The organism is Cellvibrio sp. KY-GH-1, assembly GCF_008806975.1.
Classification (GTDB): Bacteria; Pseudomonadota; Gammaproteobacteria; order Pseudomonadales; family Cellvibrionaceae; genus Cellvibrio.
The window spans coordinates 1,852,330-1,876,969 of record NZ_CP031728.1 but is presented as its reverse complement, the minus strand read 5'-3'; the positions used below and the strand labels follow the sequence as shown (position 1 = coordinate 1,876,969).

General features: G+C 46.6%; 28 protein-coding genes. 5 read left to right on the top strand and 23 right to left on the bottom strand.

Annotation, left to right across the window (positions count from 1 at the left end; all coding sequences use genetic code 11):
* Nucleotides 1–41: 41 nt before the first annotated feature.
* From D0C16_RS07965 to D0C16_RS07870, 20 genes are all read right to left on the bottom strand, one after another.
* Nucleotides 42–593 carry a recombinase family protein gene (locus D0C16_RS07965; RefSeq protein ID WP_151031817.1) on the bottom strand — a complete coding sequence of 184 codons (552 nt, stop codon included), beginning with the start codon at nucleotides 591–593 and terminating at the stop codon, nucleotides 42–44.
* 275 nt (nucleotides 594–868) lie between these two features.
* Nucleotides 869–2,028, bottom strand: a protein-coding gene (locus D0C16_RS07960; protein WP_225318661.1) for an IS3 family transposase whose coding sequence is annotated in 2 segments (ribosomal slippage) — nucleotides 869–1,773 and nucleotides 1,773–2,028 — 1,161 coding nt in all. Because the reading frame shifts where the segments join, the coding sequence is not laid out codon by codon here.
* Nucleotides 2,029–2,059: 31 nt separating this feature from the next.
* A complete protein-coding gene (locus D0C16_RS07955) occupies nucleotides 2,060–2,407 on the bottom strand; it encodes a hypothetical protein (RefSeq protein ID WP_151031816.1) in 348 nt (115 codons plus the stop codon).
* Nucleotides 2,386–2,781, bottom strand: coding sequence for a hypothetical protein (locus tag D0C16_RS07950; protein WP_151031815.1), 396 nt, complete (start codon nucleotides 2,779–2,781; stop codon nucleotides 2,386–2,388). Before D0C16_RS07950 ends, D0C16_RS07955 begins: the two co-directional genes overlap by 22 nt.
* Nucleotides 2,778–4,769: a DNA topoisomerase gene (locus tag D0C16_RS07945; RefSeq protein ID WP_151031814.1), complete on the bottom strand. Its 1,992-nt coding sequence runs from the start codon at nucleotides 4,767–4,769 to the stop codon at nucleotides 2,778–2,780. Before D0C16_RS07945 ends, D0C16_RS07950 begins: the two co-directional genes overlap by 4 nt.
* A 22-nt stretch (nucleotides 4,770–4,791) precedes the next feature.
* Nucleotides 4,792–5,268, bottom strand: a complete 477-nt coding sequence (locus D0C16_RS07940; protein ID WP_151031813.1) for a single-stranded DNA-binding protein — start codon at nucleotides 5,266–5,268, stop codon at nucleotides 4,792–4,794.
* A gap of 295 nt (nucleotides 5,269–5,563) precedes the next feature.
* Nucleotides 5,564–6,037, bottom strand: coding sequence for a hypothetical protein (locus D0C16_RS07935; protein WP_151031812.1), 474 nt, complete (start codon nucleotides 6,035–6,037; stop codon nucleotides 5,564–5,566).
* A gap of 112 nt (nucleotides 6,038–6,149) precedes the next feature.
* Nucleotides 6,150–6,641 carry a hypothetical protein gene (locus tag D0C16_RS07930; protein ID WP_151031811.1) on the bottom strand — a complete coding sequence of 164 codons (492 nt, stop codon included), beginning with the start codon at nucleotides 6,639–6,641 and terminating at the stop codon, nucleotides 6,150–6,152.
* Between the two features lie 12 nt (nucleotides 6,642–6,653).
* A complete protein-coding gene (locus D0C16_RS07925; RefSeq protein ID WP_151031810.1) occupies nucleotides 6,654–7,574 on the bottom strand; it encodes a DnaT-like ssDNA-binding domain-containing protein in 921 nt (306 codons plus the stop codon).
* 183 nt (nucleotides 7,575–7,757) lie between these two features.
* Nucleotides 7,758–8,036 carry a hypothetical protein gene (locus D0C16_RS07920; RefSeq protein WP_151031809.1) on the bottom strand — a complete coding sequence of 93 codons (279 nt, stop codon included), beginning with the start codon at nucleotides 8,034–8,036 and terminating at the stop codon, nucleotides 7,758–7,760.
* A gap of 60 nt (nucleotides 8,037–8,096) precedes the next feature.
* Nucleotides 8,097–8,303 (bottom strand): hypothetical protein, encoded by a 207-nt coding sequence (locus D0C16_RS07915; RefSeq protein WP_225318951.1) that lies wholly within the window; start codon nucleotides 8,301–8,303, stop codon nucleotides 8,097–8,099.
* A gap of 90 nt (nucleotides 8,304–8,393) precedes the next feature.
* Entirely contained in the window at nucleotides 8,394–9,104 is a 711-nt protein-coding gene (locus D0C16_RS07910) for a hypothetical protein (protein WP_151031807.1), read from the bottom strand.
* A gap of 31 nt (nucleotides 9,105–9,135) precedes the next feature.
* Nucleotides 9,136–10,098 (bottom strand): PFL_4669 family integrating conjugative element protein, encoded by a 963-nt coding sequence (locus tag D0C16_RS07905; RefSeq protein WP_151031806.1) that lies wholly within the window; start codon nucleotides 10,096–10,098, stop codon nucleotides 9,136–9,138.
* Between the two features lie 95 nt (nucleotides 10,099–10,193).
* Entirely contained in the window at nucleotides 10,194–10,472 is a 279-nt protein-coding gene (locus D0C16_RS07900; protein ID WP_151031805.1) for a hypothetical protein, read from the bottom strand.
* 536 nt (nucleotides 10,473–11,008) lie between these two features.
* The gene (locus tag D0C16_RS07895; protein ID WP_151031804.1) at nucleotides 11,009–12,337 is read right to left on the bottom strand and encodes an STY4528 family pathogenicity island replication protein; all 1,329 of its coding nucleotides are present in this window, start codon (nucleotides 12,335–12,337) and stop codon (nucleotides 11,009–11,011) included.
* A gap of 10 nt (nucleotides 12,338–12,347) precedes the next feature.
* The gene (locus D0C16_RS07890; RefSeq protein WP_191968664.1) at nucleotides 12,348–12,893 is read right to left on the bottom strand and encodes an STY4526/YPO1902 family pathogenicity island replication protein; all 546 of its coding nucleotides are present in this window, start codon (nucleotides 12,891–12,893) and stop codon (nucleotides 12,348–12,350) included.
* Between the two features lies 1 nt (nucleotide 12,894).
* Nucleotides 12,895–14,478 carry a ParB family protein gene (locus D0C16_RS07885; protein ID WP_151031802.1) on the bottom strand — a complete coding sequence of 528 codons (1,584 nt, stop codon included), beginning with the start codon at nucleotides 14,476–14,478 and terminating at the stop codon, nucleotides 12,895–12,897.
* Nucleotides 14,478–14,678 carry a hypothetical protein gene (locus D0C16_RS07880; RefSeq protein WP_151031801.1) on the bottom strand — a complete coding sequence of 67 codons (201 nt, stop codon included), beginning with the start codon at nucleotides 14,676–14,678 and terminating at the stop codon, nucleotides 14,478–14,480. Before D0C16_RS07880 ends, D0C16_RS07885 begins: the two co-directional genes overlap by 1 nt.
* A 9-nt stretch (nucleotides 14,679–14,687) precedes the next feature.
* Complete coding sequence (locus D0C16_RS07875) at nucleotides 14,688–15,287, bottom strand: ParA family protein (RefSeq protein ID WP_151031800.1); 600 nt, start codon at nucleotides 15,285–15,287, stop codon at nucleotides 14,688–14,690.
* A 51-nt stretch (nucleotides 15,288–15,338) separates the two neighbouring features.
* Nucleotides 15,339–16,498, bottom strand: a protein-coding gene (locus tag D0C16_RS07870) for an IS3 family transposase (RefSeq protein ID WP_225318950.1) whose coding sequence is annotated in 2 segments (ribosomal slippage) — nucleotides 15,339–16,243 and nucleotides 16,243–16,498 — 1,161 coding nt in all. Because the reading frame shifts where the segments join, the coding sequence is not laid out codon by codon here.
* 183 nt (nucleotides 16,499–16,681) lie between these two features.
* On the opposite strand from D0C16_RS07870, the gene D0C16_RS07865 reads away from it, so the two are divergent.
* The 5 genes from D0C16_RS07865 to D0C16_RS07845 all read left to right on the top strand — a co-directional run bounded on the left by D0C16_RS07865 (nucleotide 16,682) and on the right by D0C16_RS07845 (nucleotide 21,203).
* Nucleotides 16,682–17,035 (top strand): ankyrin repeat domain-containing protein, encoded by a 354-nt coding sequence (locus tag D0C16_RS07865; RefSeq protein WP_151031799.1) that lies wholly within the window; start codon nucleotides 16,682–16,684, stop codon nucleotides 17,033–17,035.
* 16 nt (nucleotides 17,036–17,051) lie between these two features.
* Nucleotides 17,052–17,495, top strand: a complete 444-nt coding sequence (locus tag D0C16_RS07860) for a hypothetical protein (RefSeq protein WP_151031798.1) — start codon at nucleotides 17,052–17,054, stop codon at nucleotides 17,493–17,495.
* Between the two features lie 24 nt (nucleotides 17,496–17,519).
* Entirely contained in the window at nucleotides 17,520–17,819 is a 300-nt protein-coding gene (locus D0C16_RS07855) for a hypothetical protein (RefSeq protein WP_151031797.1), read from the top strand.
* A 468-nt stretch (nucleotides 17,820–18,287) separates the two neighbouring features.
* Nucleotides 18,288–19,865: a thaumatin family protein gene (locus D0C16_RS07850; protein ID WP_225318949.1), complete on the top strand. Its 1,578-nt coding sequence runs from the start codon at nucleotides 18,288–18,290 to the stop codon at nucleotides 19,863–19,865.
* 90 nt (nucleotides 19,866–19,955) lie between these two features.
* Nucleotides 19,956–21,203: a family 16 glycosylhydrolase gene (locus tag D0C16_RS07845; RefSeq protein ID WP_151031796.1), complete on the top strand. Its 1,248-nt coding sequence runs from the start codon at nucleotides 19,956–19,958 to the stop codon at nucleotides 21,201–21,203.
* A gap of 67 nt (nucleotides 21,204–21,270) precedes the next feature.
* Here the strand turns inward: D0C16_RS07845 and D0C16_RS07840 are convergent, their stop codons facing one another.
* From D0C16_RS07840 to D0C16_RS07830, 3 genes are all read right to left on the bottom strand, one after another.
* Nucleotides 21,271–23,412 (bottom strand): methyl-accepting chemotaxis protein, encoded by a 2,142-nt coding sequence (locus D0C16_RS07840; RefSeq protein WP_225318948.1) that lies wholly within the window; start codon nucleotides 23,410–23,412, stop codon nucleotides 21,271–21,273.
* A 225-nt stretch (nucleotides 23,413–23,637) separates the two neighbouring features.
* Complete coding sequence (locus D0C16_RS07835; protein ID WP_151031795.1) at nucleotides 23,638–24,048, bottom strand: DCC1-like thiol-disulfide oxidoreductase family protein; 411 nt, start codon at nucleotides 24,046–24,048, stop codon at nucleotides 23,638–23,640.
* 131 nt (nucleotides 24,049–24,179) lie between these two features.
* Nucleotides 24,180–24,548 (bottom strand): YggL family protein, encoded by a 369-nt coding sequence (locus tag D0C16_RS07830; RefSeq protein WP_151031794.1) that lies wholly within the window; start codon nucleotides 24,546–24,548, stop codon nucleotides 24,180–24,182.
* Nucleotides 24,549–24,640 lie beyond the last annotated feature (92 nt).

The following is a 24,640-nucleotide window of genomic DNA, read 5'->3' as shown; positions in this document are numbered from 1 at the left end:
CTCCCTCGGATACCTTAGTCTTATTCAGCAGCTGTGGCGTCCTAGGAGGTTTTCAGTATACGGTAGATGGTAGTACGCCCTAATTTATGCGTTTTCACCAATTCTCCGATTGTCTTCCCCTGGGCGCGCTCAAGTCGAATAAGTTCCTCCTTAGCATAGTCAGACAGTTTCGGCCTTCCAAATTTCACGCCATTACACGTGGCTTTCTCGATACCTTCTCTTTGCCGCTCTGCACTCAGTTGTGTTTCAAATTCGGCGATGGCTGCGAGTAGGGTAAAGGTAAGTTTTCCGGTAGGTGTTGAGGTATCAATATGCTGATCCAACACGTGTAAGTGAATACCTTCCACTTCAAATCGTTCGGATATGTTGACCAGTTCATGTACTGACCTGGCTAATCGATCCAGGCGAGTAATCACCAATGTATCTCCCTCCCGGAGATAATTCATACAGGCCTTGTATTCCGGTCGTGCTTTTTTGGTACCGCTAAGCTTCTCCCGATAAATGCGTTCGCAACCAGCGGCCGTCAATTTGTCCAGCTGGATCTCCAGGCTTTGTCCAATAGAGCTGACGCGTGCGTACCCGATTTTCGCCATATGTTCCAAAAGTCGCCAATAGTTTATGGAAAACCAATTATGGCACTACTTTTGGGACGGTCAATAGAGAGTGTCCCAAAATGTGTACCTTATGGAACATAAATGCCATTAGGTAATTGATGGAGTTCCTTATTGACAGGTCTGTCAATAAGGAACTATATTTTGATCAAATTTGAGCAATTGCTAAAAATACGTATCAGCTGATTGCTTACTTAACTGACCATTTCCCCACAGCGGTAGCTCTATGATCCCTACCGCCAACTTCGGACAGTTAACTAACATACATTTTTTGCCTCAAAGCGCTCGGGGCTAACAAAGCCAATAGCGCTGTGACGGCGGTAGCGATTGTAATCCACTTCGATATATTCAAAAATAGACTCGCGCGTGTGCTTTCCATCTAGCAATGGCTCGCCGTGAACCAGCTCAACCTTAAGTGAATGAAAGAAGCTTTCCGCACACGCATTGTCCCAGCAATCACCCTTGCGACTCATACTCTGTATTAGCGAATATTTTTCCAGTAAATCCCTAAACGCATGCGATACATATTGGCTGCCACGGTCACTGTGAACAATAACGCTTTTTGGGAATTTTCGTCGCCACAACGCCATCATCAATGAATCACAAACCAATTGCGCATCAATATGTTTGCTCATCGACCAACCAACAACTTTTCGAGAATATAAATCAATCATCACGGCCAGATACAACCAACCTTCTGTAGTTTGAATATAAGTAATATCGGTCACCCATTTTTCATTAGGTTGTTGCGCAGAAAAATCTCTAGCCAACAGGTTGGGCGCAACAGGCAGTGTATGATTGCTGTCCGTAGTCACCTTGAACAGCTTGGCCGCTTTTGCAATTAACCCCTGCCGTTTCAGGCTTTTCCGAATGGTTTTTATGTCGAGCGGATTATCTTGCTCCGCCAAATCATAAAAAATCCGATCCGCGCCATACCGGCCTTTTCCAGCCTCAAATGCTGCCTTTACCAACGCATCAATCGCTTCTCTTTGCTGCATGCGCCAACTAACCATTTCACGATTATCAAGCCAGCTGTAATACCCACTTCGCGAAACCAACAGAACGCGCGCCATCATCGCGATTGAATATAGCGCGCTATTTGTCAGCATAAATTCGTAGCGTTTTATTTTTGATGCTTCGCGAAGTAGGTAGCCGCCTTTTTTAGGATTTCAAGCTCCTCTGCTTGCTCGGCGAGCTGACGCTTGAGGCGTGCATTTTCAGCGGCGAGGAGCGATTCTCTTTCAACATCAGTACGGCTATTGTTGAGTGCGCTACGCCAACTGTAAATTTGACTGGCATATATGCCCAGTTTTTCGGCGGCTTCCGCTACGCTCAATCGTTCGGCCAGTTTAATGGCCTCACTTTTGAACTCGGCTGTATACTTCTTATTCTCTTTTGGGGTTGGTTTCTTGCTCATGGATCACCTCTGGAGTAAGTTTACTCAGTTTCTAAGGTGTCCGATATTCGCGGAGGGGATCACCTAACGAGACAGGGCCTAACTCCCGGATCACAGAGGGCAGGGGTAATGTATTGAGTAATTGATCTTGGCCATCCGGGCTTTGCCAGCGGTAGCCAGAGCCTTTCAATACTTCTCGCAGCGCATCGCCCACAGAAAACACATCTTTGCCCAGGGACATGTTTACGATGGATTTCAGGGGGGCTTTTTGGTCATCACGTGCTTCTGCCGTTACCAGCGTGTAACGGTCTGTCCGCACTTTGTTTTCACCCTGTTCTGCTTGCACGACTGTATTGCTGCATAACATTGCAATGAGGGCTATTTTCCAATGGACTTGCATGGCCTTATCTCCTGGATGAATGTTTCCTGTGTTGTTGATGAATGGGTTTCCTCAACCAGAAGTAACTCCTGGTTGAGAGTGTCTAGCTGCTGTTCAATGCTGAGTAATTCGAGACTGAGCGCGGCTGTGCGGCGCTGTTTGGAAATACGTTTTTTCAAGTCACGCTCTTGATCAACCGCAATCTTTAGAAATTCACACAGATCAAGATTGTTTATGTCGCCTTCGGCCTTGGCCATGCGATCACGAACTTCTTGATGGAGCGATTGGAGTTCAGCGGCAGGATGCGAATAGATAATGTCTTTGATGCTGTTCGCTCGCTCTGACAATTGAGTCATTGCGTGGGCAATAACCTCGCGTGTGATTTGCGCATTCATGCGTGGCGGCTCACTTGAGGCCAGGCAAAAAAACGGCAATCAGGAAAGCCTGTGCAACCTTTAAATTGCTTACCGGCATTTTTGCCGCTAGTAATATTGCGCAGCACCAATGTGCCTTTTTGACAATCAGGGCATTTATCGCCAATTTTTGCTGGTGTATGTGATGTAGTGCTTTTTGAGTCTGACTTACCACAGGTAGTGGTCTCTTTTTTTGCAGGTATTTTTTTCGCTGATGCTTTTGGTGTAGGTGTCTTATCGCCTTCAAATTGGCTTATTAGCGCTTTCACTTCTTGTGGAATTTCTGCTGCACGAAATTTTTGAATTTCCTGTAACAATGCATCGTAGGCATGGCTGATGATTGGTAAATAGTCCGCTTTACGGGTAGCGATTTTGTCGAATGATTCTTCAATATCAGCGGTGTATTGATACTCCATAAATGAGAAATAATTTTTCAGCAAATAAACAACCGCCATGCCCTTGGTTGTCGGTTCGAATTTCAAACTGGCATGGCGTGTGACATAGTTCAGCGTCACTATGCGTTCAATGACGGTAGCGTAAGTTGATGGTCTGCCAATCGCCAGACGATCCAATTCCTTCACCAGGGTTTTTTCGGTGTACACCAAAGGCGGTTCGGTATGTTTAATATCAAGCTTGACTGAGACGCACGGAATAGTAGCGCCGACTTTCAAATCCGGGAGTGCTGTTGTTGGTTCTTCATCTTCATTGTCGCTCGTGGAAAGCGATTTGATGGCAATGCATTTTTCAGCTGCATTTCGCCAACCAGTCGATTTCACCCGCGTGGAATTAGTTTTGAAAAAATCCATCGCCGCGTTATGAAATTGCACAGTAGTCAACGTATCTTCACCTGCAACCAATTGTGATTCCAGGGTAACTTTCCATATCCAGGCATACACCTCGCGAAGCCTGGCATCCGTGATTTCAGGCCCAGGCGATAGCAATTTAATATCGGTTACGCGGATACATTCGTGCGCCTGTTGGGCGCTGTCTTTTGCTTTATGGATGGGCGGGTGAGCAGGTAATGGCAAGTGCTTGCTCTTGGCAAACGACCGTATCTCATCGATAAAGTCTTTTGATATGTTTGGGCTATCGGTTCTGTGGTACGTGATTAGACCGGCTTCAAACAGCGTCTGTGCGGCTGCCATTGATTGTTTTGTGGTGAGTTTAAGCTTTGTTGCCATCAGCTGCACAAAGGCGCTGGAGGTCAATGGAGCGGGCGGTGATATCTGTTTGGGCTTATGAGTGACTGAATCCACAATTAAATGCTGGGTGCGATTCTTCACCGTTTCAGCGCGAGAGCGATCCGTCATCAATTGCCCTGACGGCAAACCATTCACCCAGGTCGCAGTGAATGCTATATCGGCGTGCCGCAATGATGCGGTAACGCCATAGTGTTCCACAGGTACAAAGGTCTTGATCGCATGATCACGCTCGACAATCAGGCGGAGTACAACCGATTGGACACGTCCACCGGTAAAAAAATAATTAATCCCGAGGGATTTGAATTTGGCGTTGAGTTCGCGGGTGATCAAGTACCCAACGTACCGATCCAATACCCGTCGCGCTTCCTGTGCTCTTACCAATGCCCAATCAACTTGGCGTTTATAGGCAATTGCCGCCTGCAGGGCTTTCTTTGAAATTTCATCAAAGGTGATGCGAGATATTTTGGATTTATGCGCGGTACCTAGCAGGTTGACCACATGGCCTGCTATTGCTTCGCCTTCGCGATCCAGGTCTGTGGCCACATAGATCGTAGTGGCTTTTTTAGCGGCATTATTTAACTGTGTGACAATCTTGCGTTTGTCCGCAATGGTTTCCCATTGCGGTTTGTGGTTGGGCGGTTCCACGCCCATGGAATCCTTCGGTAGATCTTTAAAATGTCCGAGGGTTGCTTCAATGATAAAGTCGGGGAAATATCCCCGCATTTTCTTTGCTTTTGCCGGGCTTTCAACGATCAGTAAGTTAGGCATCCAAGGGCGTCCTTATTCTTGATTATTCTGGTATGTCGTCAGCATAGTCATGCGGTATTTGTTGATTCGCATAGTCATAACTATCACCACCAGAATTTCCGTTAGCGTTACCTTTGCGCTCGGCATAAATAATTTTTTCAATGCCCAAGGGCACAATCGCGACTACATCAGCTGAGATCACGGTAGTGGTGCGCTCTTGGCCCGCGTATTCACCTTTGGTGGCGGTAAACGTTTCTTGGCTCTGAGAGCCTGCAACATATACGCGAGCGCCTTTAACTAAATGATCATTAAAAATTTCCGCGCGCTTCCCCCAAATTTCTACCTTTCCCCAAAAACCACCTGAATCTTCGTATTGGTTGGTTTGTTGATTTAATTTATCGACGTTGAATCGCACTGAAAATTTCAATACCGGTTTCTGTTCTGTGCCATTTTTTATTGGTACATAAGAAAGTGTTGGTGCACTTCCCAAATTACCTTCGCCCGCAAAATAATTTCCCATAGGGTATGCCTCGTTGATCAGTGAATTCGTGACTGAAAAGCGGCTGCATCATTCCTTAAATGAAAACAGTAGAACAGTCAGAAAATGAGCTCCGCCTGTGCAAATAAAAAAGGCGCTCAACGAGCGCCAAAGTATGATGTTTCGTGTGTTGCATGAGAGACGTTGAAGGTTCCAGCAACACAGATATTGTATGAAGAGATTTAAATGAAATCCGCAATCAAATTGTATGCAGGTTGTGCAGCAATATTTAAATTTTGTGGGCGATTGTTAATGCGGTTTAACTTTTCCTTAAAATCTAAAAATCGTCTAGTGTTTTGCCATTGCCAATTCTATCGGCGATCACGTCGTACATATCCAAATCGGCATAACGAATCAGCCATACACCGGCTTTCGGATTATGTTTATCAGGCTTGATGGTGATATCCAAACCCGATATGCCTGAGTAGAGTTCGCTTTGCCTTTCCAATTCGGCTGTTAATTTTTTGTCAGTGCTATCTTTCAATTTATTACGAAAGCCGTTAACGCTTGTGCCTTTGGCAATCGTATCTCTAGCGGCCTTCTCCTGTTTTTTTTCGTCCAGTGAGGCAATAGCCCTAGCCATCGAAAATGTAATTCTTCCCGCTTGGAATAGGCTCATCACCTCCGGTACCAAGTTGCGATATACTCGAAGGTAATGCCGTACCTGGTAATCACGTATTTCTGTTTCCTTTGAGATTATTGTGTTTTTAATCCCGGCATCAGCCAGCTGACCGATGAGGTTTACTTTCACTCGGCAGTCGTTACTTTGTTTGAGCTGAATTAACCAGGCTTGTGTTTGCATAGAGCAGATGAATTAAGTAATTTTTTTCAGCAATTAGAGTGGATATGAATTTTATAATGGCTCACAAATTAGTTGGTGTTTCTGAATTGTTTTTCTCCCCAGGGTTCACTTGTACAAAGGTTAGGTATTCACCAGTTTCCTGTGATTTATGTGCGCGTTCTACAACTACACCTTGCCATATGTCGCTTGGCGTTAATCCGCCAATATCCATATTGAAATTCTCCAAAAAAAACTGACGGGCGGTTTGCACGCGGCGATTATGTTTGGATAAGTTCCAAGGCTTACGTAAACAGATTAGATAGGCAGTGGCGAGGGTGAAAATGACAGCAGCAAATGGCCATATCAATTCGGTGACAGTGGAATAGGGTGCATTATCTGGTGTTGTTAGCGATACAAGGTAAAGCAGCACCGCCATTGATAGGTATACAAAAATAAACAGAATTCCAAGCAGGGATTCTCTGCGCGCTGAAAGATCCTGCATGTAGTTGAATAAGATGTTTTGATCCGCTTCCGGTAAATGAATTAGATCGGCCTTGGTGAGTCGGTTGTTCATTATTATTCCTCATCATGTATGTTTGAAGATCGGAGAATCCGCCCAGCTTCTATCGAGCAAATTTTCCAGTAATGGTATATCCCGAGTACTGCGCGGACGTATCGAATGCACGTTGCACCTTTTGATTCTGGCAGCATCAAATTGTTTGGCCCATTTGAATTTTGCATGCTGAATAAATTTGGTATTCCAGGAGGGATAACAGCGTTGTGTTTCCTTCCAGTACAAAATAAATTCCGGCACCAGCTTATTGATAAATGCATCGTCCATGTTTGCATGCCGTAATATTTCTACCGCTTCGTTGCATGGTTGCCAATCGCTAGTAATCGGTGTTGCAGTTACTCCCGACTGGGGAAGGTTGTTAAATCTGCTCCACTGATTCTTGACATGTTGGATAAATTTTCCATTCCAGGATGCTTCCGAAACACCTCGCTCGATCCAATAAATCACAAACTCCGGTACCGCATCTTCTGCAAATGCCTGATTGATTCCTAACATGGTTGTAACCAGGATCATTGTGTCTTCGCTGGGACGCCATGTATTGGTCATCCGGGTTTGTTGGGGTAGGGTGGCCGTTGGCCATGATTCACTGGTTACAGCTGGATTTACTGCAACGGCTCGGCATCGCCAGCGAGCCAATACAAATTTCAAGAAAGCGGTATGCTGATTTGCAGAAAGCTGATGGAACTCTTCGTTGAATGATTGAATTTGTTCCTTGATGTAGTTTTCAGGAATAGCAAATGAGCAAATGCGTTGTATTAAGTCATTGTCAGGTTGCCATTTAATGAGAGGAGAATTCATTCGTAACTGCCTGCAATTATCTGTAGCGATTATTCGCGGTCTTCCAGGGTTGTTAATTAGCGAGTGGTAATTTTTATCCTCGCCATGTATTTTTGACAGGGTTAATTCGTGTCCCGAGACACGTTTTATCGTCAAGTACATACTCCCGGATATCTTTATCCCATACCGCACTCAATGCGTTTGGATGTTCACACGGCAGTATCACGGCATCGCCGGTGTCTTCATTGATTCCATGAGATACAGTGAAGTCCTTTTCTCCTGTCTTCATTCCCTGGCGGTTGTAAATATCAAACCAGCCTGTAACACAAATAACCCGACTCATTCTTTGGATACCAACTCGGTAGGTGTACGTGCTGACATTTCCTGTTGCCATACACGTTTATAAATTTTGCGATTGAAATACGTTAACAGCTGAGGTTCATATCGATCATGTTGCACATGGTTTATTGCTAATGCTTCGGCCATCTGGGGATTGTGATCATTCATTGCTGTTATCACGGTGCTGAAAAACTTAAACAGTAAGCCTGCGATTATTGGCCCGATAACCACTACACCTATTATCATTCCCATCGCTATCCAAAACGGATCAATATTCATCACTCATCTCCCATTCTCAGCATCACCCTAATAACCGTGTCCCGAGACACGTATCACCGGCTATTTCACTTCGGAAGGTCCATAATGTGAACGGTATTGCTCATGCTCCGCGCAATCGGCGACCAATCCCATCATGGTGAGCAATTGACGTTCCCAAGCTCCAGGTCTACGGCTACCGTCAGCAACAGACGCCAGCACAAAGCCCACCAAATCCTCCACGGATTCCATCGGACTTGGTGCACCATGCTCCTTGTATAAGGCCACCATGTATTCCAATTCCCTAAGTACTTCAGGATGTATCTCAACAGTCGTTGCCATAACTACCTCGGTGACAGATTCAAAAAGAGTTTTCAAGAATCATGAGTACAACTGGTTCAACACATCAGTTAATTCTTGACTGTCCGGCAATGCTCTAAACAATCGGCGTGACAGTTTATCGGCTTCTTTAGCAACATCATCCGGATAGCGAGATTCCTCATTCACCAAGTTCAGATCCAGAATCGTTTTACGGAGTGACTTCACCGAATTGTTCAACGTCACCCGGACAACATCGTAGCCAGCAAGCACTTCGTAATATTCAGGGGTTTGCTTATTTACATACTCCCGCACAGTGGAATAGTGATCATGCTGCGGATTGAAGGCATGAATACGTGCTGTGTTTCCGTAACCGTGCGCTACCGCAAAATCCCGTCTGGCTCGCCATTCCAACACCATAGGGCGCTTGGTGTGTTCAAACGATAATTCACCGGCTGGCAGTTGCTTAACGTTATCAATTTCAATGTTCAGAATTTTCGTGCGTAAGTTAGTAGCCAAATACAATTCAATGCATTCAGACCCGGCGGTTTCCCGACTGAGTCGTTGTTGGGTTTCCAAATCTTTCATGGCGTTTTGCACCAGCTGCATTTTGCGCAGCACTGTGCGAATCTTGTCAGAGAGTCCCGCCGCCCCCTTACCCATTAAAAGGCCTTTTAAAGCATCGGCCGCCACTAGATTATTCACATGTTGCGAAGAAGCCATATTCACACCTTGCTGCGTTTTAAAGGATTCATTGTCATTACAGGCTTTCATAAAATCAGCATTTTAATATTGTAAAAATTGCTCAATTTGATGAAGTGTTTTCAGGTGCATCTTGCTGCGCTTCTGGCTGTGAGGGGTGGTGCTTGGATGGAACTGAATGCTGTGTGCGTTTCGTTGAGAGATATTTTTCCAAATCAGGATTACGCGGCGCGATGGATGCGCGCTTGGTGCCTTCCATCACCTCATCCTCAATTACCAAGCGATTATTTTTCTTTTCCAGGTACTGGCCTTGGGCACGTTTGGCTACTTTAGTATTTTTACGGATATCGTCGCGTGTGACATTGGTGAATACCCAGCGGTTTACTTCTTCAAACAAATTCCGCATGGCGCGCCCGGAATCCGTAATCACATCATTCCATTCAGCGTCACCGATAAATCCCACGTGGTGAGCTGTTAATCCCAGCCTCACGATCTTGTCGTATTGCAACAAGAGCAACACTGAACGGTAAGCCCAGGGCGAATGAAAGTTGAGGGGGATCTCCAGCGGCTCAGCACAGGTCTGCACGTCCACTTCAAAACCTTCCAAGCCTTCAATCAATTCGCTTAACGCTTTCTCGCGTTCATCGAGCAAGGTTTTAGTTCTTTTATGGGCTTCTTCAATTTCAATCAGGCATTGATCCGCATAAGGATCGTCATTCTTCGCTGCTGTCCAAATTAAACCCGCCTGACGTGCGAAGAGCGACATGCCCACAATTTGACGAATATTCTTGGAACGATCACCGCGACGACCGCGAAATAAATTAATCGCAAGGTGCGTATGAAGTTTCAGCGTGGCTCCCATTTGCATCGATGGTGGCAAGCTCACTGAGCGCTCGGAAGGCTCACCAGAAAGCCCTGGCTGGTTACGACGCGCTGCACGCCCTTTGGGTGTTTCTTTTTGTGCGGTCGGTGAAAACATCCGATCAAGATTGTTTAGCAAGTTGGTGTCTTGTGTGGTGGCGTTCGCTCCTTCCGCATCCACAACATGTGATTCATTGGTTGTCATAAAAACTCCATCAGTGTTGAGTGAAAAAGTTAATGTGGTTTAAAAACGTTTTGTATTTACTTAAAAGCGTGTCTCGGGACACGAATTACCTGCAATTACGAATGCTCAGCTTCATCGAAAATATCAGTAGGTATATAGAGCCAAGGATCCACACCGAGTTTGCGAGCAACATATTTACGAAAGTCCTCTGCTGGACTGAAAACACCAGTCAGTGTTTGGCGAAGGTAACTGCGATTTCTTCCACCTCCATCAGCCAAATCATTAACATTGATTCCTTTAGCCTTACAGAGCAGCGTCACTCCCAGATGCAAAGGAATATTATTTTTTTGCAACACAGCTAACACTTCGCTCGCCTGTGCGTTTGATATGTTCATTGCGCATATCCTCATTGCTTAACTAAAATAGGTGGGAAGGTAGTCCGGCAGGTTCGGTTGTACTGAACACAGCCAAAACCCTCGTTAGTGGATAGTTCGGAATCTTAAAGATTGTTCAGCCAGTAACGCACAAAGTGACAACTGAACAATCGCGGCAGCGTTTGTGCGCGGTCGTTAAAATTCACAAGCCTTTTTCCAAAACAAGACGTGCATATCTTGCTAGGTCGCCCGGCCGTCGAAATCGGCCTCCACTATTTCCGGACTACCTTCCCAATTCTTTGCTCACTTGAAAGTTCGGTAGGCTACCGAACTCAATCCCACTATCTGTGCTGCCCTAAAAGTCAGATAGCCTTTCTAACTTTGCTTTTGCTTACCGCAAATGTTCGATAGCCTGTCGAACTGCCAAACTCAGATTTATTCATAAATGAAGTAGGCTACTTCACTCTGGCACCTGCTTTGTGCCTCTTCAAAGTGAAGTAGGCTACTTCACTCCGGTACCTGTTCTGTGCCTCTTCAAAGCGCAATAGCCTATTGCATTACCAAACCCTGTTTGGATTATCAGTAAACGCGGGTGGCTGAGAACTAGCCTTATCGTAATAACAGCGAATCAATTCCAGAGCCCATTCGTCAGGCACAAGCTCGTTGGCCATTTGCAACGAAACAAGTTTGTGGGTGTAGGCGATGGGGTCACGGATATGTTCACGCCAACCGTGAGATGCAGCTGCTGTGTGTCCCAGCAATTGCATGAGCACCAGCTCTTGGCCATGGGGTGGAAGTTTTTTAATTTTTCGGTAGATCGCTGGCAAACAGCTGTCGCGGCCAGCAGTGAGAATCATTGTGTATCGCTCGAACACGGCGTGGTTAAGCCATGGCAAGTAGCGATTCGTCCAGGCATTTTCGTGATCCGAATTTGTTCCCCAGCGACCTCGACGGGTGATTTCAAGGTAATTCGCCAGACTCTGTTGATCCTGATCGTTCTCTATCGCGCGCGCAGTAGATATATTTTTATTATTATTAAAACTACTACTACTACTACCGCCGGAGAAAGAAATTTTTTTCTCAGCCGAAGTAAAAATTTTGCTCTGGTCGTTTTCAGCCGGAGAAAGATTCTTTCTCTGGTGGGTTTCCACCGGAGAAGAATTCTTACTCTGGTGATTCGTAAGTATTGATTCCGTATAGGTTTCGCTATTTTGACCAGTTTCCGCGCTGTCATTCACCGGAGAAAGATTCTTTCTCTGGTGACCATCTGGCACTGGGGGTTCGGCTGTCGCGTCCCCGTCCATTACAAACATACGATTCAAGCGATTTAAAAACACATCACTTTCAGTCGGCGGGTTGGAAGTCTCCAGTGCGCCAATTTCCTCCAGTGCTTTTGCCGCGGCTTCCCTCAGGCGTTTATTTCCTGACTGACACTGGCTTTCCAAAAACCGGACATAAGTAGGGTCAAAATCTAATGTGCTAATCAGCGAGAGAGGTTCGTCATTAAGCAGGTAAATGTCACCAACGAAACGACCTTGCTTACGTACGGTTTTGCATAAAGTCATCCAGCGTGAAATCCGCAACATATTGCGGCTAGCGGTCAGCGTCGGTGCCGAACAGCCGATCATTGCCGATAACTCATTCCGTCTCGGTGTCGATCCTGGACGCGTGGGATCATTGATCGTTAATCGAATGACCTGCCACGTCACTTTGTCGATGGCATTCAGATCGCGATTAAGGATCAAATAGCGCGGGAATGAATCATGATGGTTGCCGGTAAATAACACCGCCATACCATCGTCATCGTCGCCATAGGAGCGTTGACTAATGAGGTCACGCTCTGCCTTGTCGATCTGTCGCGCAATAATGTCGAGTTCTTTGCTCATGCTCGTTGCCTTATTGCAATTGCTTTATCGTTATGTAGGCCTGATCCAATGCAATATCAGTTTCCTGATGAAGTGCTATCAGTCTCTCTAGTGGATCTTCGATATCCCGAAGTTTTTCCCAGGCTCGCAAAACGGTAAGTTCTTCCTCCTCACTTAATACTTCGATACGGCCGCGACTATGCTCGGGCAAACTCATCCGCGAGCGTCGCGCAGCAAAGTCCCGGCGAGAAATGCCTTTAAGTTCTTCGAGCATTGGCTGACGTAATCCCGCTCGTATCGCGCGATTAACTAAGTCGTCCTCAGTGACCTTGCTATCAGCAAAGCCGAGGTAGAGGCGTAGCGTGTGTGGATCAATACGTAGTTGGAACAATGAGCCTTTGAAGTTCGGTAGACAGGCAATGCGGTCAGCCGATAAAGCTTTCAGTTGAGAGGCAACGCTTTGGTCGATAGCACCCAGCCCCAATTGATTGAGTAGTTGGCTGTCGCCGTTGCGCAATGCTTCCGCAACCGCAAGTAATGCTTGGTGATTTAAAGAGGTGATGTAGTAGTTCTGCATATCATTCACCTCCTGCTTCAACGTTTTCGTTGAGTTTGTGAGGTGCATGTGTGCGGTAGTCCACCAGCAAACTAACAATGGCTTCCAGTTCAGTGAGTGATTGCCATTGAATTGGGTTAGCATCAGGATCACTGATTTGACGGCCCATCAGTCGGCCTTTAAAAGCGGTACCAAGTGCGAGCAACGTTAAGAGGTTGTCTTTGGTAAGAGTAGGGCATATCTCCAGCAGCTCATTCATTGCAGTCAACAATGAAATAGGCGGGGTTAATGCGTGTGAGTACGACCACAAGGTAACCCAATACAGAATCAGGTCAGAATCAAGTTGGGTGGGCGGCAACATCCGGTAACCGGTGTGCCAGCCATCCTCCTCAAGATAATCAACATACTCCGAGAGCCCTATCGTATCGGCATAATCCACTGCTGCTTGGTACGCGAGTTCTTTGAGTGAGGAAACCTCATAATCTAAAAGGTATTGCATCGAACTGAGATCACCGTAGACATGACGAACTACAGGGGCTGATTTATTCGCAGCTTCCCGACTGTCCTGTACATTCTCGTTTTCAGGGGATGGATCAGTTTCCTGATTGCTACCAGTGTCCGGAGGGCTTTCCACAGGTGGGCGCTTGGGCTGTACCGGTGGCTTGGCTGCACCGGTACCCGATTGTTTATCCAACTGTGCATGGGCATTTGCCTCAGCAATAATATCCTTCGGACGATTACCACCTTTGGATAAGCCCTCACTAATGGCCTGTACTTCCGCACGTAATTGCAATACCGGTGAGTTGAGTTTTGCGGACATCGCTGAACACAGCTCATACTCCGCTTTGTCTATATCAAATCCATCACCATCCAATGATGTGAAAACAGGTTTCCAAATTTCATCAAAGCTTCCTTCATTTTTTTGCGCAACAGATTCCCAAAATGTTTTACAGGTTTCGAGCAGCTTCCGGATCTTTTTTACACGATCTATTCCGACCCCCGACCAAAAGGCTTCCGGAATGATTGGAAAAAGCGTTCCATGTGCGTATAGCATTTGCCCAAGATTCGCTTGATTTAATGTCCAGCCTTCAGCTGTAATTAACCGTGCTAGCTCTCGGGTCGATAGCTCACCTTTCTCAGCTTCCAATTCAACCTTCAGGTCATAGGCAGCAAGAGCGCGTTCAATGAAAAGGGTATTCCCTTTCATTTCATTCTCAACCATGTGACTAACTAGATTGTCTCGATCACTTGTCCATGGCTCGAAATCACAATCAAATTTAAAAAATTTCTCGTCGCCGGTTTCCTTCCACAGCTCATTCAAAATTTGCAGGCGAGTGTTCCCCCCCTTTTTGATCATGTACGGGTCGGCAGGTTTTTTTCTCGTAACAATGGGCGGATGGTCTAAACCTTTGTTGCGAATAGACTCCTTAATTTCGTCATACAACGGGTTTCGGGTTCTTCTAGGGTTGCGGTTATACGCAATCAGAATGTCCAGTGTTACGGGCACGCGAGTTTTAATAACAGGATCGGGCAGAATTAAATCTGCGGACGAGGACTCACCTAAATGCGGTTTGTTAAGACGATCTGCGATAGAGGGCTTATTCATCACGCCTCTCCTTGCTTTTGCTGCAGTTCGCTAAGTGGTTGCACATATGTGGCGACAGCTGTATATCCGGCCTCAAGCAGTCTTGTTGCAATTTCCGGAGTGTCGGGTGTAATGCTCAGGTGGGGCGGCGTTAAATCGCCCACCCAATCCAATTGCTCCTCGGAACGTTTACCGAGGTTAACGATATTTGTAGTTTCCATGGCTCAACCTCACGCATTCCATTCGGGCTTGATGCCATAGAGTTTCGGTTCTAATTCGTACACCAGCTCCAGTAAGGTATCCAATGCAGAACGGGTGGGGCCTTCACGAGAGGGCTCATGACGATGGGCGGGAATACCTAACCCCGCTGCTTCTGAATACGCTTTGAGGGTGGGTATGACGGTGTTCAGCACCGTGACATGGCCGTCAGTTTCCTTATCGAAAGTGCAACGTAAATGGTTGGATACTTCGGTTGCTGTGGTTGTGCGGTCCCACAGATTAATTAGCACTTTCACTGGAGGCATTGGCCGTCCGGTTATACTGTGAAAGCCCGGTTTTGGCTTAAATTTATTCACCAATTCAATGGTGCCGTGAATGAATTCACGGGAATCTAATATTTGGGGCTTGATCGGGGACAGAAGTACATCAGCGGCCATGATCACCGATTCCTGGATTATGCCGCTCGCCCCTTGGGTGTCGATGAAAATATAGTCATATTCAGATAGCTGCTCTAAAGCATGGCGGAGGTGCTGGAAGTGGAGAATAGATTCTCGTAAAAAGTTGGGTATTTTTCCCTCGCTCCCCTTATCGTCATTTAAAATAATGTCCAAGTTGGGTATTACGGTCTTCGATGATCCCTACCGCCAACTTCGGACAGTTAACTAACATACATTTTTTGCCTCAAAGCGCTCGGGGCTAACAAAGCCAATAGCGCTGTGACGGCGGTAGCGATTGTAATCCACTTCGATATATTCAAAAATAGATTCGCGCGTGTGCTTTCCATCTAGCAATGGCTCGCCGTGAACCAGCTCAACCTTAAGTGAATGAAAGAAGCTTTCCGCACACGCATTGTCCCAGCAATCACCCTTGCGACTCATACTCTGTATTAGCGAATATTTTTCCAGTAAATCCCTAAACGCATGCGATACATATTGGCTGCCACGGTCACTGTGAACAATAACGCTTTTTGGGAATTTTCGTCGCCACAACGCCATCATCAATGAATCACAAACCAATTGCGCATCAATATGTTTGCTCATCGACCAACCAACAACTTTTCGAGAATATAAATCAATCATCACGGCCAGATACAACCAACCTTCTGTAGTTTGAATATAAGTAATATCGGTCACCCATTTTTCATTAGGTTGTTGCGCAGAAAAATCTCTAGCCAACAGGTTGGGCGCAACAGGTAGTGTATGATTGCTGTCCGTAGTCACCTTGAACAGCTTGGCCGCTTTTGCAATTAACCCCTGCCGTTTCAGGCTTTTCCGAATGGTTTTTATGTCGAGCGGATTATCTTGCTCCGCCAAATCATAAAAAATCCGATCCGCGCCATGCCGGCCTTTTCCAGCCTCAAATGCTGCCTTTACCAACGCATCAATCGCTTCTCTTTGCTGCATGCGCCAACTAACCATTTCACGATTATCAAGCCAGCTGTAATACCCACTTCGCGAAACCAACAGAACGCGCGCCATCATCGCGATTGAATATAGCGCGCTATTTGTCAGCATAAATTCGTAGCGTTTTATTTTTGATGCTTCGCGAAGTAGGTAGCCGCCTTTTTTAGGATTTCAAGCTCCTCTGCTTGCTCGGCGAGCTGACGCTTGAGGCGTGCATTTTCAGCGGCGAGGAGCGATTCTCTTTCAACATCAGTACGGCTATTGTTGAGTGCGCTACGCCAACTGTAAATTTGACTGGCATATATGCCCAGTTTTTCGGCGGCTTCCGCTACGCTCAATCGTTCGGCCAGTTTAATGGCCTCACTTTTGAACTCGGCTGTATACTTCTTATTCTCTTTTGGGGTTGGTTTCTTGCTCATGGATCACCTCTGGAGTAAGTTTACTCAGTTTCTAAGGTGTCCGATATTCGCGGAGGGGATCATCTTAATCGTATTTGGAATTCCAGAAATCACGTTGGTGAATTGGATGATGATTTGCGAAGAGAATTTACGCAGTTTCCGTCCGATATAAGTTTTTTTGGTTAAGCGATCCAGGTTCTTAAAATGAGAAGTGTCGAATCCATATTCAGGGAAATAGAGCAGGTGCCGGACTTTGCAGCCCATATCATCGATTCAGTCAGTTATCGTAATGGTTATGGTGACACCCCTTTGCATATTGTCTCTTATTGGGGTGACTGTGAAGCAATTGCTATTCTCGTTGCTGCAGGTGCAGATATTAATGCGCTAGGTGAGTCTGGTTATACTCCATTGCATTGTGCTGCAGAGTCGAATAAATCAGAAGCAATCTCTTTGCTGTTGCGTCTGGGAGCTGAGCTTTTAACAGATTCAGCGGGCGATACCGCTTTGGATATTGCTGTGTCGTTAAATAATAAAGATGCAATTGCGGCGTTAAGTTAATCAACCGGGAAGAATCATGATCGACGCGGAAGCCAGAAAAATAGCTGCCGAAGTTACCCGACGGTTTGTTGCAGGGCAGATCTCGAATTTCAAGTTTGAAAATCAGTTTCCCAGCTCTAAAGACCCGGTTATGTACGCGATTGAAGATACGCTTTGGTGCTTTTATGATGACTTTGAGGAGCATTGCATTAAAGGGAAGTGGGCTGTGCCTGATGCAACCCAATCAATTATGCGGCGTTGGGTAATGTTTTTGTATTCTGATGAAGAATACCTATGGCCCACAATCAGATTTCCCGGGATTCGCCCGATTCAATTTGGTTTACTGGGGAAAATTTTTAATCGCCATAAAAGGCAGCACGAATTTTTAAGTGCGGGTGACATTGAGTTTTGGCCGTTTGTGAGTAAAGAGTCTTTCCTAAAGGCCAAGGAAAACCCGGTGCTTTTAGCGGGCATCCAATAAATTGAGTTATTCGGCGGAGTTTGTATGTCCCTCACATGGGTAATTATCGGTTCCATCGCCCAGCTAATGCTGGCCTTTTTTCTGTTTATGCTGGTGGTGTTTTCAGCGGCGGGGATTGCGAATAATAATGAGGCGCTCAAGCCCATTCATTTAACATTGCTGAACCTCTCTATTTATTTACTGCCTGCTTTATGTCTGATCAGTGCCGGGGTAGTGATATATGAGTATCGCAATGGGGGAAGTGCTATTGCCTATTGGTGGTATCTTTTGCCGGTGGTTGCGGCAGTCGTTTATCTGGTTTATGCCGTAAATCTAAATAAATAGCCTTTTAGAATTGTGCCGATTTACATCTATCGCAACATGGCACAATCACCATTTCACATTTTTCGCACCTTGTCGTTTCCCTCTACCACACACATCTGTAACCACCAAACTGTTACCCAAATCCGCAGGGTGAGTTAATTCCTTCACAAATACTGTAACCCTATTGCGCAAAAAAGTGAGAAAAGTGTTTCAGATTAGGTTTTCGAAAGTGGGAAGCTACCGCGCTGAAGTTCGAGTTTTTTCAGTTTGAGTTTGTTAGCCGAAAACACCTGATTTATAAGGCTTTTTTGTTTCGTTTGATTATTTGAGTTTTAATTACATTTTTTTATACTCGTCCTCGTGCTACAGCGATAGTACCCAAAAATAACAAAGACACTGGGCACATTTTCGGTTTAATCATCTGATTTATCCCTCTGGTATGGGCGCGTGCTACCCATGCCATGGTGAGCCTTTATCTGGAGAAAAACCATGCTCAAAAATAATACGGTCATTATCAACTCCAGGGCGCTAATGTGGTGGTGTTTATTAGTTTCCCTGTTTGCTACACACGCGGCTGTTGCAGCTTCGGGTCATACGGTGTTATCGGCGACCAGTGTGAAGTTTTATGTAACTGATGCCCCCTGGGCTGACGTGCATTACACGATTAATGGTGCGAACCAGCAAAATATTCGTATGACGGCGAGCGGTACCAATCACGAATATATTTTGAATGCAGCCACCAATTCGGTGGTGCGTTACTTCTATACCATCGGCAATAACTCGGGCGGCGCTACCGATACTGCCTGGGTGCAATTTACTTTAACGGCACCGACTACGCCGCCGCCCACTGGCGGTGTGGCGCGCGTTTATCAGCATTGCAGTTACGGTGGCACTGCGGTGGGCCTGGCAGCGGGTAATTACACACTGGCGCAACTGCAAGCACTGGGTGTGCGCAATGATGATATTTCATCGGTGCAGGTGAATAGCGGTTACGAAATTGTGCTTTACCAGAATGATAATTTTGGTGGTACTGCAGTTACCAAAAGTGCAAATGATGATTGCCTGGTGAATGACAATTTCAACGATGCCGCCAGTTCAATCATTGTGCGCGCTACTACCAGTGTTCCGCCGGGAACACCGGGTACTGCCAACGGTACGCACAAGCGGTTGAAAATTATCAATGGCTGCGGCGACCCTATGTGGGTGCAATGGTTAACGGCGCCGGGCATTAACTTCAGCGGGCCAAATCGCCATCGCCTGGCGAGCCTTGGCAGTTCGATCGAATACGACATCCCCGACAAAGGTTTGCCGAGCATGCGCTTCTGGCCAGGTTTTGGTTGCGATGCGAATGGCCATAACTGCCGTGTAGGCGCGAGCGGTGGCCCGGCGAATTTAGGGTTTACCTGTCCTGCCGGTGGTTGTGCACCGCCCATCGATTCCAAATTTGAAGCTTCATTCGGTTGTATTCCCGGCGTGACTGACGCGCAGTGCGTACAGAATCCTTCTGCACCGGGAACACCATTGGGGCGTGGTGATTGGTGGAATAACAGCTTTGTGGATGGTTACACCACACCGATGAAAGTGATCGTAAAAGGTCATTGCCCGGTCGGCCCGCAACCGGCGCCTGTGTTTGGTCCCGGCGGCCCACCGGGCGGCATTATCGATTGCTCGACGATTCGTATTTCAGATTGCCCGACTAACGAAAATTTGAGTACCGATGGCCGCTACCCCGCGCTTGCCAATGTGAATTTAATTGCGACCAATCCACTCACCGGCGCGCAAGCAGGTTGTTATTCACCCGCAGCGAAACTCACTTATCGCCAATGGCCATCGACGACACCGGTTTACAACCCGGCTGATCCGCAAGCGCAAATGTACACCTGCCCAACACCGCCAATTTCTCCCGAGCAGTGTATGGCGGGGCCAGCGGATCGCACCAAATATCGCAATATGGTGCATTCACATTGCGATACCTATGCCTATGCCTACGACGATGGTGTTGGGTTATCGAGTTGTCCGGCGGCGACCAACCTGGTTTACGAAGTGACTTTTTATTGTCCGCGTTAGGTCATAAAAAATGGCCAATGCTAAAGAGCTGCTAAATGGCGTATGAACTACTCATACAATTACGTTAATACCTTATTTAAGGAATCAGTTATGAATAATAAAAAATCTGCAACGCAGCAATTTCTGAAAGCAGCGCTAATTGCCTGCGCAGGCATTGCCTCTGTTGCCCATGCGGTGGTTTACCAGGCAGAAAATTACAACGCCTTTTCCGATACAACTCCTGGCAATAGCGGCGGTGTTTTTCGCGGCGATGCAGTGGATATAGAAGCAACCACCGACAGCGGTGGCGGTTACAACGTGGGTTGGATAGTGCAGGGCGAATGGCTGGCATTTAATGGTTTAAATATTCCCACAACTGGTAGCTACACAGTGCGCATGCGTGTTGCATCGCCCAATGGTGCAACGGCATCGGTGGATTTAAATGCGGGCTCAATTCAACTCGGTAATTTTGTAATTCCCGCGACCGGTGGTTGGCAAAATTGGACCACGGTATCGCGTACCGTAAATTTAAATGCAGGTACTTACAACCTGGGCGTGTTTGCACAAACATCCGATTGGAATTTTAACTGGATTGAAATTATTCCTAACACAACCAATCCAGGTCGCACTTTGGTTTGGTCCGATGAGTTTAATAGCATCAATACCGCTAACTGGACCTTTGAAACCGGTGGTGGTGGTTGGGGTAATAATGAATTGCAATATTACACAAACGGCCAAAACGCCTTTATCCAGAATGATGCGCAAGCCGGCGGTAATGTATTGGTGATTGAAGCGCGCAAAAATAATCCATCCAACTACGGTTGCTGGTACGGTACCTGTACTTACACCTCAACGCGTATGGTATCGCGCGATAAGAAAACCTTTAAATATGGTCGCATTGAAGCGCGCTTGAAATTGCCACAAACACAGGGAATTTGGCCGGCGTTCTGGATGCTGGGCAGTAACCTGGGTTCAGTAGGTTGGCCGCAATCAGGTGAGATCGACATTATGGAGCACGTAGGCTTTGAGCCTACCACTACCCACGGTGCATTGCATGGCCCGGGCTATTCGGGCAATACACCCATCATGGGCACGCACAACCTGGGTGAATACGTGAATGTAAGTTATCACGTGTATGCGGTGGAGTGGGATACCAACGGTATTCGCTGGTTCCGCGATAATATCCAGTTCTATTCGGTAACGCGTGCGCAAGTGCAAAACTACGGCACCTGGGTATTTGATCAACCCTTCTTCTTGTTACTGAACGTTGCCGTAGGCGGAAGCTGGCCAGGTAGTCCGGATGCAGGCAGTGTATTCCCGCAACGTATGTATGTGGATTATGTGCGTGTTTATCAGTAATTATTGTTGAGGCTATGCGTTTAAAAAACGGCAGCAATCAGCTGCCGTTTTTTTTGCAGAAAAATAATTACCGCGCAGTAACCTGAAAAACCCCCGCCAGTTGGTGTAATTTGGTCGCGGTATTTTTTAAACGATCTGAACTGGTGTGCAGTGCACGCACTACTTTATTCATGGTTTGGCTTGCGCTAGCTACCTCGCGTGCATGGTGCCCATGTTGTTGGCTGTTGCTATCGATGTGGTGAATAATATCGAACATGCGCTCTACAATTTGATGCAGTTGCGAATTATCGGTGGAGGCTTCTTCGGCTAAACGCAAACCGCGATCTACATCGGCCACACTGGCTTCCATATAGGTTGCTGCCGTTTGTGATTCTTGCCGAATTGCTTCAATTTTTTCACCAATTTCTTGTGCAACGCTGGCAGTCCTGCCGGCCAGGTTACGTACTTCTTCGGCAACAACCGAGAAACCGCGCCCATGTTCGCCGGCTCGTGCTGCTTCAATAGCAGCATTCAATGCGAGCAAATTGGTTTGGCTGGTGATGTCGCTAATGAGTGAAACCATATTGCCAATTTCAGCGGTGCGATTATTTAAGGTGTGAATGGTGCGCGCCGAGGTTTCCACTACATCGCGAATACTCTGGGTGCCGGTACGCACTGATTCAAATTGGCTGCGCGCCTGTTCCACCACAGTTTCCATGACTTTTTTCATATCGCTGGCAGTGCCAGAGGCATTGCTAATTTCTTGCAACTGGTTGTGCATCAGCTCCAGCATTTTTTCCATAGAATTGGAAACATGGCTGGATGACTGATTGGCTTCGCTGTTGCGCTTGAGCAGGGTATCGCTATTTTTCATCACTTCATCGGCGGCGCGAATAACTTCGCCGACGATATGATCCAAGTTATCGATAAAACTGTTGGTCCATTTTCCCAGGTCACCGGTTTCGTCGTTGGCGAGTTTGCGCGTGTCCAACCGCTGTTGCAAATTGCCACCACCTTCAGCAATGGTGTGAATCACCTCAGTCATTTTTCCGAGGCGTCGCGCAAGGCGCCGGGGGCCGCGTTGCTGGAAAATTTTCGCCCCTATTATCAGCGTTAGTAAGGTAAGTGCATTAATTAAATTGTTTGACCAATCGGTAAATTCATGTAGCCCTGCATTTAATAAGAATGCGCTGCCAACGCAAACGGTGTAGATATTCATCAATTTAAAACTGAGGGAACGGTGACGATACACTTCTTCCAAATCTGCTTCGCACATCATGCCCCAGGTATCGGGCGAGCCGGGCAAATTAAAGGTCACACCTTTGCCTACCACAGGAATATGGCGATAGTCGGAGTAGCCGGGGTAGGTGACAAATAAATTATTGCCCTTGCGAATAGTTTCGCGCACACCCGGGTGTAAATCATTAGTGGCCGGGTCAGTAAAGCGAATTTCAAATTCAGTGTGTTGCTGGATTTTTACAGTGCCCCAGGCGGTATGCACTCCGGATTTTAAATTTTCACCGTGAGTAAAGGTGTCGTCTTCAAAACGAGAACGGGAGAGGGCAGTTCCGCTTTTGATGGAATTATCGAAAACCGATTTCACCATAAATAAATAGTTATCACCGGATTCTGCAAAAATATGTCCGGCTTCACGCTGGATTAAATCACCCAACACATCATTGGGAATACGCGCGCATAAACAACCTTTATTGCCGGGGTTTAATTCAATCGGCAAATAAAACATCAGCGTGACTTGATCGTGAAAGGCTGAGCTGCGTTTTCCTATGCTCAGGGTTTGTGGGTCTTTATAGGGGCCGTGTAAAAACGGAGCGGCGAGGCCTGCTTCAACCGCACGTGAATGTAAATCCTGCTTGCCAATGTGTTGGCTATAGGTAGATGAAATGACTACACCTTGTTCATCAAGTAAAAAAAGTTCAGTGCAATCCCCCATTGCCTGCCAGGCTTTGCGCAAAATGTTTTCAGCGGAATCGTCCAGCAGTTGCAATTGGCTGCGACAGGATTCCAGTTGGGTCCATTGGCGCTTTACCCATTGTTGCAAGAGTTTAATGCGGGTGTTGGCGATACTTTCAAAGGTTTGTTCCATGATGGGGTAGCGGCTGCGATTTAACCAACAGGCCCAGCCCATCGCGAGTTTTCCGGTTTTTCCTGACCAATTCAGCCAGCCACGCTCCGCGGGCGACAAATGCATTGAGTCGCTGTGTAAATACATAGGCCTTCTTCACCTGTTTCCAGAATTGCTAGTAGTGGGATTAAAACTTTCAATTGTTGTATTTGGTGTCAGGCAGAATGTGTGCCAGCTCACAAAGTTTCGCGGAATAGGCTGATGGGTCAGGTTGGTGTGGGCATTGATGGTGCGCTTTGGGTTTCCATTTTGGTGCTTTGGCAAATTTTGTGCGCAGGATTGGTGCTTTTTGTGAGGTTTGTTGTTGTTCGATCAAAAGCGGGTATTGTTATCAAACCCGAGATTATTGATTTTTGTTTTGCCCAACAATTTCAGCAGAAGGTTGCGCAGGAAGCGCAGTATCGGGTAAAAAATGTGCGACAGCCGGGGCGACTTAAACACCCAATAATTCACGCGGTTAAAAAATCCCGAACGGCTGCTGATGAGTGCCAGCGCATGGATCGCATCGGCGCCGTAATAAAGCTGGCTATCCATTTTCAATACCATGCCTTGGTCTATATCCCAACCCAGTGCGGTAACTTCATCCAATATTGCGCTGGGTTCACGTGCATCCAGCAAAATAAATTCACCGATATCTTCACGAATGCGCACCAAGCGGCAATAGTTGTCGCAGGCGGGGCACTCTTTATCGTACACCAGCACAATTTTTCCTGCGTGACTCATAGGTTTTTCTCTTGAAGAAATCAATCGAGTTTTGAATCTCCCCCGGCCCCTCTTTGTTAAAGAGGGGAGCAATGCCTCTCTCTTTAACAAAATGCTCCTCCCTTTAATAAAGGGAGGTTGGGAGGGAATAATTAGATGTAGTAATTTGCATCAATAATTTCACCCAGTTCTACGCTGGCCACTTGTGGCTGGGCTTTTAACCAGGCAAGGAGTTTTGCTTTATCGGCTTCAGTTGTTGACCCATAACGCTGATTGGAACCGACAAAGCCGGATAAGCGCTTGCTGGATAAGCCACCGCCAAAGGCCAAGCCAGCGCCGCTGATGGCATCGATAAAAAAACTGTCGACAAATTGGCTGATAATTTCTTCACTGATGTCATCTTTAAATTCACACTCCAGTTCGAAACCAAAAGTGGCGAATTCGTCCTGGAACAATTTCTTACGCAAACGTTTACTGCGCTGCGGGGCTTTTTTGGTGTTTGCGTTGGTTACTGCGGTCATGGGTCTACCTTTCATTTAAATCAAAAAAATACTGCAAAAACAGCAATGGATTGGGCTAATTACTTCTATAAAAACTAATTGGCTGCGCGCTA

What these genes read in the sequence shown, in the direction of transcription:
- D0C16_RS07915 (WP_225318951.1), bottom strand. Translation starts at nt 8,303, where the DNA reads ATGGTGGCCTTATACAAGGAGCATGGTGCACCAAGTCCGATGGAATCC.
- D0C16_RS07910 (WP_151031807.1), bottom strand. Translation starts at nt 9,104, where the DNA reads ATGAAAGCCTGTAATGACAATGAATCCTTTAAAACGCAGCAAGGTGTG.
- D0C16_RS07865 (WP_151031799.1), top strand. Translation starts at nt 16,682, where the DNA reads ATGAGAAGTGTCGAATCCATATTCAGGGAAATAGAGCAGGTGCCGGAC.
- D0C16_RS07905 (WP_151031806.1), bottom strand. Translation starts at nt 10,098, where the DNA reads ATGACAACCAATGAATCACATGTTGTGGATGCGGAAGGAGCGAACGCC.
- D0C16_RS07930 (WP_151031811.1), bottom strand. Translation starts at nt 6,641, where the DNA reads ATGAACAACCGACTCACCAAGGCCGATCTAATTCATTTACCGGAAGCG.
- D0C16_RS07885 (WP_151031802.1), bottom strand. Translation starts at nt 14,478, where the DNA reads ATGAATAAGCCCTCTATCGCAGATCGTCTTAACAAACCGCATTTAGGT.
- D0C16_RS07920 (WP_151031809.1), bottom strand. Translation starts at nt 8,036, where the DNA reads ATGAATATTGATCCGTTTTGGATAGCGATGGGAATGATAATAGGTGTA.
- D0C16_RS07835 (WP_151031795.1), bottom strand. Translation starts at nt 24,048, where the DNA reads ATGAGTCACGCAGGAAAAATTGTGCTGGTGTACGATAAAGAGTGCCCC.
- D0C16_RS07940 (WP_151031813.1), bottom strand. Translation starts at nt 5,268, where the DNA reads ATGGGAAATTATTTTGCGGGCGAAGGTAATTTGGGAAGTGCACCAACA.
- D0C16_RS07890 (WP_191968664.1), bottom strand. Translation starts at nt 12,893, where the DNA reads ATGCAGAACTACTACATCACCTCTTTAAATCACCAAGCATTACTTGCG.
- D0C16_RS07955 (WP_151031816.1), bottom strand. Translation starts at nt 2,407, where the DNA reads ATGCAAGTCCATTGGAAAATAGCCCTCATTGCAATGTTATGCAGCAAT.
- D0C16_RS07860 (WP_151031798.1), top strand. Translation starts at nt 17,052, where the DNA reads ATGATCGACGCGGAAGCCAGAAAAATAGCTGCCGAAGTTACCCGACGG.
- D0C16_RS07830 (WP_151031794.1), bottom strand. Translation starts at nt 24,548, where the DNA reads ATGACCGCAGTAACCAACGCAAACACCAAAAAAGCCCCGCAGCGCAGT.
- D0C16_RS07895 (WP_151031804.1), bottom strand. Translation starts at nt 12,337, where the DNA reads ATGAGCAAAGAACTCGACATTATTGCGCGACAGATCGACAAGGCAGAG.
- D0C16_RS07840 (WP_225318948.1), bottom strand. Translation starts at nt 23,412, where the DNA reads ATGTATTTACACAGCGACTCAATGCATTTGTCGCCCGCGGAGCGTGGC.
- D0C16_RS07945 (WP_151031814.1), bottom strand. Translation starts at nt 4,769, where the DNA reads ATGCCTAACTTACTGATCGTTGAAAGCCCGGCAAAAGCAAAGAAAATG.
- D0C16_RS07845 (WP_151031796.1), top strand. Translation starts at nt 19,956, where the DNA reads ATGAATAATAAAAAATCTGCAACGCAGCAATTTCTGAAAGCAGCGCTA.
- D0C16_RS07900 (WP_151031805.1), bottom strand. Translation starts at nt 10,472, where the DNA reads ATGAACATATCAAACGCACAGGCGAGCGAAGTGTTAGCTGTGTTGCAA.
- D0C16_RS07855 (WP_151031797.1), top strand. Translation starts at nt 17,520, where the DNA reads ATGTCCCTCACATGGGTAATTATCGGTTCCATCGCCCAGCTAATGCTG.
- D0C16_RS07850 (WP_225318949.1), top strand. Translation starts at nt 18,288, where the DNA reads ATGCTCAAAAATAATACGGTCATTATCAACTCCAGGGCGCTAATGTGG.
- D0C16_RS07880 (WP_151031801.1), bottom strand. Translation starts at nt 14,678, where the DNA reads ATGGAAACTACAAATATCGTTAACCTCGGTAAACGTTCCGAGGAGCAA.
- D0C16_RS07965 (WP_151031817.1), bottom strand. Translation starts at nt 593, where the DNA reads ATGGCGAAAATCGGGTACGCACGCGTCAGCTCTATTGGACAAAGCCTG.
- D0C16_RS07950 (WP_151031815.1), bottom strand. Translation starts at nt 2,781, where the DNA reads ATGAATGCGCAAATCACACGCGAGGTTATTGCCCACGCAATGACTCAA.